Origin of the sequence: Nocardioides marmorisolisilvae (assembly GCF_031656915.1) — a bacterium.
Classification (GTDB): domain Bacteria; phylum Actinomycetota; class Actinomycetes; order Propionibacteriales; family Nocardioidaceae; genus Marmoricola; species Marmoricola terrisoli.
In genome coordinates this window covers 696,119-706,594 of record NZ_CP134227.1, presented here as the reverse complement: position 1 = coordinate 706,594, position 10,476 = coordinate 696,119, and the positions used below count along the sequence as shown (strand labels likewise).

The 10,476-nt window shown below is 70.9% G+C and carries 9 protein-coding genes; 2 read left to right on the top strand and 7 right to left on the bottom strand.

The annotated features are described in order from the left end of the window. Nucleotides 1-15: 15 nt before the first annotated feature. Nucleotides 16-1,368, bottom strand: coding sequence for an HNH endonuclease signature motif containing protein (locus tag Q9R13_RS03410; RefSeq protein ID WP_310963663.1), 1,353 nt, complete (start codon nucleotides 1,366-1,368; stop codon nucleotides 16-18). Nucleotides 1,369-1,592: 224 nt separating this feature from the next. After that, nucleotides 1,593-2,240, bottom strand: coding sequence for a TetR/AcrR family transcriptional regulator (locus Q9R13_RS03405; protein WP_310963662.1), 648 nt, complete (start codon nucleotides 2,238-2,240; stop codon nucleotides 1,593-1,595). A 54-nt stretch (nucleotides 2,241-2,294) separates the two neighbouring features. Here Q9R13_RS03405 and Q9R13_RS03400 point away from each other — a divergent pair, with 54 nt between their 5' ends. Together Q9R13_RS03400 and Q9R13_RS03395 are read left to right on the top strand one after the other, a co-directional pair. After that, nucleotides 2,295-3,863 carry an MDR family MFS transporter gene (locus tag Q9R13_RS03400; protein ID WP_310963661.1) on the top strand — a complete coding sequence of 523 codons (1,569 nt, stop codon included), beginning with the start codon at nucleotides 2,295-2,297 and terminating at the stop codon, nucleotides 3,861-3,863. Nucleotides 3,864-3,992: 129 nt separating this feature from the next. Continuing rightward, nucleotides 3,993-4,223 (top strand): WhiB family transcriptional regulator, encoded by a 231-nt coding sequence (locus tag Q9R13_RS03395; protein ID WP_310963660.1) that lies wholly within the window; start codon nucleotides 3,993-3,995, stop codon nucleotides 4,221-4,223. On the opposite strand, the gene Q9R13_RS03390 is transcribed toward Q9R13_RS03395, so the two are convergent. The 5 genes from Q9R13_RS03390 to Q9R13_RS03370 all read right to left on the bottom strand — a co-directional run bounded on the left by Q9R13_RS03390 (nucleotide 4,220) and on the right by Q9R13_RS03370 (nucleotide 10,474). Continuing rightward, nucleotides 4,220-5,944, bottom strand: a complete 1,725-nt coding sequence (locus Q9R13_RS03390; RefSeq protein WP_310963659.1) for a response regulator — start codon at nucleotides 5,942-5,944, stop codon at nucleotides 4,220-4,222. The genes Q9R13_RS03395 and Q9R13_RS03390 overlap by 4 nt on opposite strands. A gap of 87 nt (nucleotides 5,945-6,031) precedes the next feature. Further along, nucleotides 6,032-6,943 carry an acyl-CoA dehydrogenase family protein gene (locus Q9R13_RS03385; protein WP_310963658.1) on the bottom strand — a complete coding sequence of 304 codons (912 nt, stop codon included), beginning with the start codon at nucleotides 6,941-6,943 and terminating at the stop codon, nucleotides 6,032-6,034. After that, on the bottom strand, nucleotides 6,943-7,806 hold the full coding sequence (locus tag Q9R13_RS03380; RefSeq protein WP_310963657.1) for an acyl-CoA dehydrogenase: 864 nt from the start codon (nucleotides 7,804-7,806) through the stop codon (nucleotides 6,943-6,945). The genes Q9R13_RS03385 and Q9R13_RS03380 overlap by 1 nt, the downstream gene beginning before the upstream one ends. Beyond that, nucleotides 7,803-8,978 (bottom strand): acyl-CoA dehydrogenase family protein, encoded by a 1,176-nt coding sequence (locus Q9R13_RS03375; RefSeq protein WP_310963656.1) that lies wholly within the window; start codon nucleotides 8,976-8,978, stop codon nucleotides 7,803-7,805. Before Q9R13_RS03375 ends, Q9R13_RS03380 begins: the two co-directional genes overlap by 4 nt. Next, a complete protein-coding gene (locus Q9R13_RS03370) occupies nucleotides 8,975-10,474 on the bottom strand; it encodes a FadD3 family acyl-CoA ligase (RefSeq protein WP_310963655.1) in 1,500 nt (499 codons plus the stop codon). Before Q9R13_RS03370 ends, Q9R13_RS03375 begins: the two co-directional genes overlap by 4 nt. Between the last annotated feature and the right edge of the window lie 2 nt (nucleotides 10,475-10,476).

Below are 10,476 nucleotides of genomic sequence, written 5' to 3'. Positions count from 1 at the left end.
AACGCGGCTCTGTCTTCAGCTCAGGTCGATGGTGTGGCCGGCGCAGGTGAGGTGGCGCAGCCCGTGTGGGGTCTTCCAGAGGAACACGCCGGGGAGTAGCTGCTGGTAGGTCCAGCCGGTCAGTGTCTTGGCTCGGTGGTGGTGTCGGCACAGGGCGGCGAGGTTCTTCGAGCTGGTCTGGTCGGGTGGGCCGTGGTCGTCCCAGGGTCCGATGTGGTCCAGGTCGAGTCGTCGGGCCGGCCGGCTGCAGTGGGGTGCGGCGCAGGTGTGGTCGCGCAGGATGACCTGTTCGCGTTGGTTGTTGGTGGCGAACCGGCCGGTGCTGGTCAGGTCGGCGTTCAGGTCGATCACCGGGCGGATGCTCACCCGGACATCTCCGGGGATCTTCAGCCAGTCCCGCAGCGTGTCCAGGGTGATCACCGGATCGCGGTGTCCCTCCAGCCTGACCATCGCGTCTGCGCAGGTGCCGTCCGTGCTTGCGGTCGAGGCCGGGGTGGGGTGGATCGCGGCGGCGGACAGGTGCGCGTACAGGGTCAGGTCCCGGCGGCCGCGCCCCCGAGCGGCCCGGACAGCGGGCCGAGCCTCGGTGGGCTCCGCGACCGTGGTGGTGTCGAGGTCGAGGGCGAGCTGGCGGCGGGCCAGCTCCCCGGCCGCCAGCGCCCGACGCTGATCCAGGCCCAGGTCGCTGCCCAGGCCTTTGAGCTGTGCGGCGAGCTCGGTGATCGCGGCGTCCAGGTCCAGGGCGTCGGCCAGGTCCAGCTCGGCCTCGACCCGGCTGGTGCCGGCGAAGGAGACCTGCTGGTGGTCGATGTCGAACCGGCGACCATCCGCCGCCAGCTGCCGCTGCTCGGCGGCCAGGTCGGGCATGAACCGGCCCACCGCCTCGGCGACCAGCCGGTCCACCGCCGCAACACCCATCCGGGAGGCGAACGGTGCCACCTGGGCATCCACGAACCCCGCGGCCGCGACGCTCAGCGGCTGGGTCTGCTCGGCGACCCGGCGGGCCCGCCAGGCCGCGACCTGCCCGGCCTGCACCCGCGCCCACAACCTGGGCAGCCGGAACGCCAGCTCCAACACATCGGCGACCAGCGACCGGGCCGCGGTCAACGACATCCCCAACCCGGCCGCAAGCTCGGTGATGGTGAACTCACCGACCCACGGACAGCCCGGCCCTCCCAGGTGCACCGGGCTGTGTCCCCAGGTCGCCGCCAGGTCCGGGTCCTCGGTCACCTGCAGATCACACCAGGCCAGCACATCGGCCAGCACCGCGGCCTCGGCGGCATCCGCAGCCCGACGATGTTCGCGCACCGAGGCCAGCACCGCAGCCGCGACCGACACATCGCCGCGAACGCTGCTCCCCGAGACCATGAGACGACTCTAGACGCGACCACCGACACTATCGATCGAGCCGAATCTCCTTACCCACAAGGCGAATCCGCCAGCAGACTCGATGCCCAGTAGTCCGCGCCATGCCGTCGGCCGCGCAGATCTGAGCAACCGCGTCACATCCGCCGCGTGCCCCACGGTCGCGACACCGGCCTTCACCGGCCTCGCTGCCGCTGGTGTTGACAGCCCGCAACCATCGGTGCGTCTCAGGGCCCAGGCAGCAGGTCCACCGCGATCCGGCGTGCGGCGGCCAGGATCTCCTCGTCGGGGCCGTCGATGTCGAGTCCGACCACGCCCGCCACGTTGACCGACATCAGGGCGAGCCTGGCCCGCAGTACCCGCTCGGGTGAGGCGTCGTCGGCGGCGATGATCGAGGCCAGCTCGTTGAGGTGCGGCATCAGGGCGTGCTTGTCGCCCTGCACCTCGCGCACGACGTGGTGGCTGCCCATCATGAAGCGGAACATCCGCGACCCGTGCCGCTGGACGACGTCGGCCCACCGCTCGACGATCACCCGCGCCAGGTCGGGGGAGCGGGGCTGCTCACGGGCCCACGCAACCACGTCGTCGAGCTGGACGACCATGTCCTGGAGGATCGCCCGGACGATGTCCTCCTTGCTGTCGAAGTGGTAGTAGAGCGCGGGCTTGGAGATCCCGAGCGCCTCGGCGATCTCGCGCATCGACGTGGCGTCGTACCCCTTCTCGGCGAACAGCCGCAGCGCCGCCTCGAGAATGGCGTCGTGGGTGCGGTGCTGGCCGGGTCCGGCGTCGCTCGTCGAGCCGGGGGCGGTCCCGCTGGTCGGCTCGGGACTCGTCTCGGGACTGATGTCGGGGCTCGGCTCGGTGGGCTGCGTCACGCCTCGAGGATATCAAGTTGCCTGACTTACCGGTCGGTCAGTACGCTTGCTTGCATGACGCAACCTCCCGCCGCCGCCGGCAAGCTCACCCCCCGCCAGATCCTGACGGCGATGAGCGGCCTGGTGGTGGCGATGCTGCTCGCCCAGCTCGACAACATGATCGTGGCCCCGGCCTTGCCGACCATCGTGGGCGACCTCGGTGGCCTGGCCCACCTGTCCTGGGTGGTCACCGGCTACATCCTTGCCTCGACGGTCTCCACCCCCATCTGGGGCAAGCTCGGCGATCTCTTCGGCCACAAGCACGCCTTCATGGCCTCGATCGTGCTGTTCCTGGTCGGGTCGGCCTTGTGCGGGATGAGTCAGAGCATGACCGAGCTGGTGCTGTTCCGGGCCTTCCAGGGTGTCGGGGCCGGGGGCCTGATGGTGGGCATCATGTCGGTGATCGGGATGCTCGTCTCGCCGCGGGAGCGCGGGAAGTACATCGGCGTGATGATGGCCGTGATGCCTGCCGCCATGATCGCGGGACCGCTCATCGGCGGCTGGATCACCGACAATGCGTCCTGGCGATGGGCGTTCTATGTGAACCTGCCGCTCGGCATCCTCGCGCTGTTCGTGGTCTGGTCGACACTGCACCTCACCGCCGAGGTCAAGGCGGAGGGCAAGGTCGAGATCGACTGGTCGGGCTCGGCCGTTCTCGTCGTCTGGCTGACCGCGCTCGTGCTGATGATCACCTGGGGCGGCACGCAGTACCCCTGGGGCTCGTGGCAGGTCGTCACCTTGGGTGTCGTCGCCGCGGTCGGGGTGGTGGCGTTCCTCGCGATCGAGCACCGTGCCGCGGAGCCGATCATCCCGCTGCGGCTCTTCGGCAGCATGAACTTCTCGCTCTCGACGGCGCTGGGCTTCGTCGCCGGATTCGCGATGTTCGGCGGCATCACCTTCCTTCCGCAGTTCCAGCAGCTGGTCCAGGGCGCCTCGGCCACCAACAGCGGCCTGCTGCTGATGCCGATGATGCTGTCCGCGATGGTGTTCTCGCTCGGTGGCGGCCAGGTGATGAGCCGCACCGGCCATTACAAGGCCTTCCCGATCGTCGGGACGATCCTGCTGACCAGCGGGATGTGGCTGTTCTCGACCATGACCGTCGACACCTCCAAGTCCACAACGGCGTTCTACATGGTGCTGCTCGGCGCCGGCATGGGCTGCCTGATGCAGACGACCAACCTGATAGCGCAGAACAGCGTCGCCATCCGGGATCTCGGCGCGGCCACCGGCACGGCCACCTTCACCCGGAACCTCGGCGGCTCCCTGGGAGTCTCCATCCTGGGTGCGATCTACGCCCACGAGCTGCTCACCCACCTCTCCGGGCTCGGCGGCGGTCAGGCACATTCGGTGGGCAACACCAGCACGCTCACGCCGAAGGTCGTCGAGTCGCTGCCCGAGCAGGTCCGGTCGGTCGTGCAGCATGCGGTCGTCGCCGGCACCCACGAGATCTTCTGGTGGGCCGCGCTGATCAGCGTCGCGGGTGTGGTCCTGGCCTGGTTCGTCAAGCAGGTCCCGCTGCGCGACACGGTGTTGCCGACAGCGCCGGAGTCGGTGGAGGAGGCGGCGGAGAGCTTTGCGGTGTAGCCGTCCCCAGGCACCGTCTCGGGGTGCTCCTCGGGGCACATCTGGGGCACATCTAGGGATATCTCCCGATGTGCCCGACTACCTCAGAGGACGAGCCTGAGGGGCATCACCACGGACGAGGGGGAACAGTTGAGCGACTTGCCGTGCCACCGTCATGCGGAGCTGTACTTCGCCGAGCAGCCGACCGTGCTCGAGCAGGCCAAACGGCTCTGTGCCGGCTGCCCGGTGCGGGAGATGTGCCTCGCGGGTGCCATCGCGCGGGCCGAGCCCCACGGGGTCTGGGGCGGCCAGATCTTCGTCGACGGCGTCGTGGTGGCGACCAAGCGAGGTCGCGGTCGCCCGCGCAAGATCGTCGCCTAGCCGGCGGGAGCGGCCCGACCCGACCCGGTTGTGACGTCGTCGAGCACGTCGATCAGCGCGCGCATGCTGCCGCCCTTGACCACGTAGCGGTCCGCGCCGGCGCTCATCGCCTGGGCGGCCAGGGTGCTCTCGTTGAAGCCGGAGAGCACGACGACATGTGCCGAGGGTGCGCTGGTCCGGATCTGCGGGAGTGCCTCCAGGCCGTCCATCCGCGGCATCGCCATGTCGAGGAGCACCAGGTCGGGCTGCAGCTCGGCAGTCTTCGCGATCGCGTCGATGCCGTCGACGGCCTCCCCGACCACGTCGTAGCGCGCCTGCGCGGACAGCTTCAGGCGGAGCAGGTTGCGCAGGTCGGCGGAGTCGTCCACGACGAGCACGCGGCACGACGTACCGGTCCCGCGAGACTCTGCCGGGGCCGGCACATCGGCGGCGACGGTCGGCTCGGTGCGCACCAGGTCTCCGGGGCGCAGGTCGGCACCCTCGAGCGGCTCCAGGAGGTCGTCCATCATCCGGCGGGCCGCGTCGAGGGTGTGAGTCAGGTGGGCACCGGTGTCGCCGAGGGCCCGCTGCTCCAGGGCGTACGACGCGGCGACCAGGCCCTGCACCACGTTGTCGTTGATCTCCAGCGCCTGTCGCCGACGGATCTGGGACTCGCGCAGCCGCGCAGCGAGCGCCTCACCGTCTCGTCGCGGGGTGGCGTCCCGGAGGAACACCGCGACCAGTCCCGGGTCGTCGACGTCGCTGAGCACCGCGGAGTGCAGGTCGAGGACGAGCGGCCGTCCGTCGACACCGGTTCCGGGGGCGCCGAGCTCCTCGTGACCGACGCCGTCGGGGACCAGCCGCTCGATCGCCTCACCGGTGGGGTCCCCCCCGAGCAGCTCGGTGGCGCGACCGTTCGAGTGCACCACCCGGCCCGCGCGGTCGAGCACCAAGATCGCGTCCGGCGCGGACTCGACCAGTGCCCGGAACCGTGCGGCGAGATGCTCGCGCTCCTGCTGGACGAGGACCCGGTCGGTGATGTCGACGCACGTTCCCCGCATCCGGATAGGAGTGCCGTCCGGCCCCATGATCACCTCGCCGTTCGAGGAGAGATGCCGGATGGTCCCGTCGGGCCGGACGATGCGCTCGATCATCTGGTAGGGCTCGCCCGTGGCGTAGGCGTGCTGGTGGATCGCGGTGATCCGCTCCCGGTCCTCGGGGTGGATATGGGACAAGAACGCCTCGTAGTTCGGGTCGAATGCGTGCGGCTCGTAGCCGTAGATCCGGTAGAGCTGGTCCGACCACAGGTTCGTGTCGCTGGGGATGTGCCAGTCATAGTCGCCCATGTCTGCCAAGTGCTGGGCATTGTCGACGCGCGATGCGAGATCGGTCAGCCGCGCCTCGGCGTTGATCCGCGCGATGGCGCTGTCGAGCAGGCTCAGCGCGACGCCGAGGTCGGGGGAGACCTCGGGGGCGGCGCCGGCCCAGCCGATGACCAGGGTCCCGGCATCACCGGGGAGCTCTCGGCCGCGGGCGACGGTGATGCCGGCCGCGCTCCACGCGGTCGGAACGGTGCACGCCGCCAGGCCGTCGCCCCCGATCCGGGGTGCGATGGCGGGCGCGAGCACGGCGACGCGCTGAGCCGTCGCCAACTCCTCGAGCAGCCCGGTCGACGCAGTCGTGAGCTGATCGACCGTCGTGCTCGTGGCGCACGCGCGCGCCAGCTCCACCAGGTTCGCCATCCCTCGTCCCTCTCCTCTCGGAGAGCCTAGGTTTCGGCGGCCGTCCGAATACCGGAAACGGCGCGGCTCGGAACCGGTCGTACCGGTTCAGCCGAGCAGCCTCGCCCGCGCCACGTGTGCCGGTTCGAGCAGGTGCGCCAGAGAGTGCGCACGCTTGAAGACCAGATGGGCGTCGTGCTCCCAGGTGATCGCGATCCCGCCGTGCAGCTGGATCGTCTCCGAGGCGACCCGGTCCAGCGCATCGGTGCAATAGGAGCGCGCCACCGCGGCCCGCTCCAGGAGCACCGCGCGATGGTCGGCGTCGGGCCTACCGAGGTACGCCGCCGCGGCGTACGTCGCCGCCCAGCTGGCCGACCGGGACGCCTCGAGCAGCACGAGGAGGTCGGCCAGTCGGTGCTTGATCGCCTGGAACGACCCGATCGGGCGGCCGAACTGCACCCGCTCGCCGGCGTAGCCAACGGTCATGTCCAGCCCGCGCTGCATCACGCCGACCTGTTCGGCCGACACCAGCGCGGCTGCCACGGCCGCAATCTCGACGGTCGGGTCCGCTGCCGGATCGGCGACCCCGATCCGCAGCGCGGGATCCATCGCGGGAGAGCGTTCGGCGGGCTCGAGGACCACAGTGCCCAGGGTGAGGGACGGGACCTCGCCCGCCGCGATCCGGGGAAGCCGCTCCGCGCGCTCGTCGTCGGTGCCCTCCAGGAGCAGCCGCGCGACGGACACCGCGCTGCTCAGTAGTGGGTGCGGAGCAAGGCTGCGGCCCAGCTCCTCCAGGACGATCGCGGTCTCGACAAGTGAGGCGCCTACGCCGTCGTACTCCTCGGGCACCGGCAGAGCCGCGACGCCGACCTGCTCGCACAGCGCCTGCCACAGGGCGACGTCGTACCCGGCGTCGGACTCCGCGGCCGCGCGGACTGCCGCGCTGTCAGCACGCTTGGTGAGCAGGCTGCGCACGATCGTGGCGAGCTCCTGCTGCTCGTCGCTGCGAGCGAAGTGCATCAGGCCTCCCGCAGCAGCTCGGCGAGCACGCCGCGGTGGTGGTCGGCGGATCCCCAGGCGCCGACCAGCGCACGAACCCGGTTGATCCAGAGCCCGAGGTCGAGCTCACGGGTGTAGCCGATCGCTCCGTGCAGCTGGAGCGCCGTACGCGCGGAGCGACGGGCCGCATCGCCGGCCATCACCTTCGCCGCCGAGACCGGTACGTCGCCCAGAGCGGCGCCGAGCACCAGCGGGCGGGCGAAGTCGAGCGCGATCCGGACGTCGGCGAGCTGGTGCTTGACCGCCTGGTAGGAGCCGATCTCCCGGCCGAACTGACGGCGCTGCTTGACGTAGGCGACGGTGTCGGACAGCAGCCGCTCACCGGCGCCGAGCAGTTCGGCCGAGGCGGCGAGCACGGCGCGGTCGACGGCGTCGGCGGGGATCTCGTCGGGGCCGGCGACCGCCACCAGCGTGCGGGTGGTGTCGATCGAGGCGAGGGTCTGGCCCGCGGTGCCGCTGGCCAAGGTGGCCACGTCGGCGTCGACGGCGTACGGCGCGAGCGGGGGTACGGCGGCGGTGATCATCGCTCCGTCCGCATGCGGGAGCAGCGCCGCGGACTCGATCCACGGGCCGACCGCCAGCCCGTGGCCGAGCACCTCGAAGGCGACGACGAGGTCGACGAGCGTGCCACCCAGGCCGCCCTGGTCCTCGGGGAGCACCAACGCGGTGACGCCCTGCTCGGCGAGCCGACTCCAGAGTCGGGTGCCAGGATCCTTGTCTCCTGCCGCCCAGGCCCGAGCCGCCCCGACCGCGTCGGCGGACCGCATCAGGTCAGTGAGCGAGGCGGCGAACCCGCGCTGCTCGTCGGTCAGCTCGAACCTCACGCGCCGGCCCCCCTCGGCTCCCTGGGCAGACCGAGGATCCGCTCGGCCACGATGTTGCGCTGGATCTCGTTGGTGCCCGCATAGATCGGGCCGGACAGCGAGAACAGGTAGCCGTCGGTCCAGGGCGAGAAGCGTTCGCCCTCTGGCCCCTGCAGGTCCAGCGCGGTCTCGTGCAGCGCCACGTCGAGCTCGGACCAGAACACCTTGTTCGCCGAGCTGGCGAAGCCGATGCTGCGGCCCGTGACGAGGCCGGTCACGGTGCCCCAGGTGTAGAGGCGGTAGGCCTCGGCGCCCAGCCAGGCGTCGACCACCCGGTCGCGGAAGGCGGTCGGGGCACCGTGAGAGCGCCACAGCGCCGTCAGTCGGTCCGCGGCGGCGCAGAACCGCCCCGGTGAGCGCAGCGACAGGCCACGCTCGCTGCCGGTCGTGCTCATCGCGACCGCCCAACCCTGGCCGGGCTCGCCCAGCACGTCGGCGTCGGGCACGAAGACGTCGTCGAAGAACAGCTCGGCGAAGCCGGCCTCTCCGTCCAGCTGCGCGATCGGCCGCACCAGGAGTCCATCGGCGTCCAGCGGGAAGGTCAGGTAGGTCAGCCCGTGGTGCCGGGTGGAGTCGGGGTCGCTGCGGAACAGCCCGAACCCGCGATGGGCGTACGACGCACGAGACGACCAGGTCTTCTGCCCGTTGAGCACCCAGCCGCCCCGGCTGTCGTCGCGGGTGGCGGTCGACCGCAGCGAGGCGAGGTCCGAGCCACTCTCCGGCTCCGACCAGGCCTGGGCCCAGATCACCTCGCCGGTCGCCATCGACGGGAGCCAGCGGTCCTGCTGCTCCTTGGTGCCGAACTCGTAGATCGTCGGGGACAGCAGGAAGATCCCGTTCTGGGAGACCCTGCCGGGGGCACCCGCCCGGTAGTACTCCTCCTCGAAGAGGACCCACTGCACCATCGAGGCGCCGCGGCCGCCGTACTCCTGCGGCCAGGAGACGACCGACCAGCGTGCTGCGGCGAGCCTGGCCTCCCATTCCTGGTGGGCGCGGAAGCCGTCCGCGGTGTCCATCGACGGGAGCGGCTCGGCCGGCACGTTCGCGGCAAGCCAGGCGCGCGCCTCGTCGCGGAAGGCGATGTCGTCCTCGGTGAGCTCCAGGTTGGGGAGCTCGTCACGCTGCGGGCTCACGACAGATCCACCTTCTGCACCTTGCCGGACAGGTTGCGGGGGAGGGCATCGCGGAACTCCACCTGTCGCGGCACCTTGAACTTGGCCAGCCTCTCGCTTGCGAAGGCGATCACCTCGTCGGCGGTGAGCGCGGGGTCGCGGCGTACGACGAAGGCCTTGCCGACCTCGCCCATCCGGTCGTCCGGGACGCCGATGACTGCGGCGTCGGCGATCCGGTCGTGGCGGAGGAGCTGCTGCTCGACCTCGGCGGGGTAGACGTTGAAGCCGCCCGAGATGTACATGTCCTTGAGCCGGTCGGTGATGGTCAGGTTGCCGGCACGGTCGATCGTGGCGACGTCGCCGGTGTGCAGCCAACCGTCCTCGTCGATGGCGGCAGCGGTCGCCTCGGGGTCATCGAGGTAGCCGAGCATCACGTAGTCGCCGCGCACCAGCAGCTCGTCCTGCTCACCCAGCCGGATCTCCATTCCCGGGACGGGAGATCCGCAGGTGTGCGCCACGGTCTCGGCGGTGTCCTCCTTGCGGCACATCGTGACCACCACGGCCTCGGTCTGGCCGAAGGCGGTGACGACCTGGTCGATCGCCAGGCCCGCAGGGGCGTCCGCGCGCATCCGCTCGATCAGCACCACCGGCACCATCGTCGCACCGGTGACGGCCAGCCGCAGCGATGACAGGTCGAAACGGCCACGCTCGGGCGAGTCGAGCAGCCCTTGATAGATCGCGGGGGCACCCGGCAGCACGGTGATCCGGGCGTCCTGGATCAGCTGCATCATCCCGACCGGGTCGTAGGTCGGGGCCGGGTGCAGGGTGCAGCCGGTGAGCAGCCCGACGAGGATGCCGACCTTGTAGCCGAAGGTGTGGAAGAACGGTGCGATCACCAGGTATTGATCCTCGGCGGTGATCCCGCCGAGCCGCCCCCACACCCGCGCCACCCCGAGGGTCTGTCGGTGCGCGGTCATGGCGCCCTTGGGCTGTCCGGTCGTGCCGGAGGTGAACATGATGTCGGCGACGTCGTCGGGGGAGACGGCGTCGGCGCGCGCTTCGACGGCGGCGGGGTCGACCGCGTCCCCGCGGCTGCGTAGCTCGTCGAGCGCCGCGATGTCGAGGACCTCGGCGACCGACTCCAGCGGCGACGCGCCCCGTAGGTCGGCGATCTGGGTGCCGCCGAGGAAGCCGTCGGCGACCAGCACCAGCCGGGCCGAGGTGCGCTCGATCAGGGTCGCGACCTCGTGGGCGGTGTAGCGGCTGTTGGCGGGGACCAGCGTGCCGCCGGCGTACGAGATGGCCAGCGCGGCGACCGCCCAGTCGAGGCTGTTCGGCGCCCACACCAGGATCCGGTCGCCCGTCTTCACTCCTGCGGCCAGATAGCCAGCCGCAGTCCTCCGGACCAGCGCGTGCAGCTGTGCGTGGGTGAGGGTGCGGTCGCCGTCGACGTACGCCGGGCGGTCGCCGTACGCCGCGGCGGCGGCGCGTAGCGCGTCGGGGATGGTGTCGGACACGC

Excerpts from the sequence above, each read along its gene's own strand:
- Q9R13_RS03400 (WP_310963661.1), top strand. The coding sequence starts at position 2,295 with ATGACGCAACCTCCCGCCGCCGCCGGCAAGCTCACCCCCCGCCAGATC.
- Q9R13_RS03410 (WP_310963663.1), bottom strand. The coding sequence starts at position 1,368 with ATGGTCTCGGGGAGCAGCGTTCGCGGCGATGTGTCGGTCGCGGCTGCG.
- Q9R13_RS03385 (WP_310963658.1), bottom strand. The coding sequence starts at position 6,943 with ATGCACTTCGCTCGCAGCGACGAGCAGCAGGAGCTCGCCACGATCGTG.
- Q9R13_RS03390 (WP_310963659.1), bottom strand. The coding sequence starts at position 5,944 with ATGGCGAACCTGGTGGAGCTGGCGCGCGCGTGCGCCACGAGCACGACG.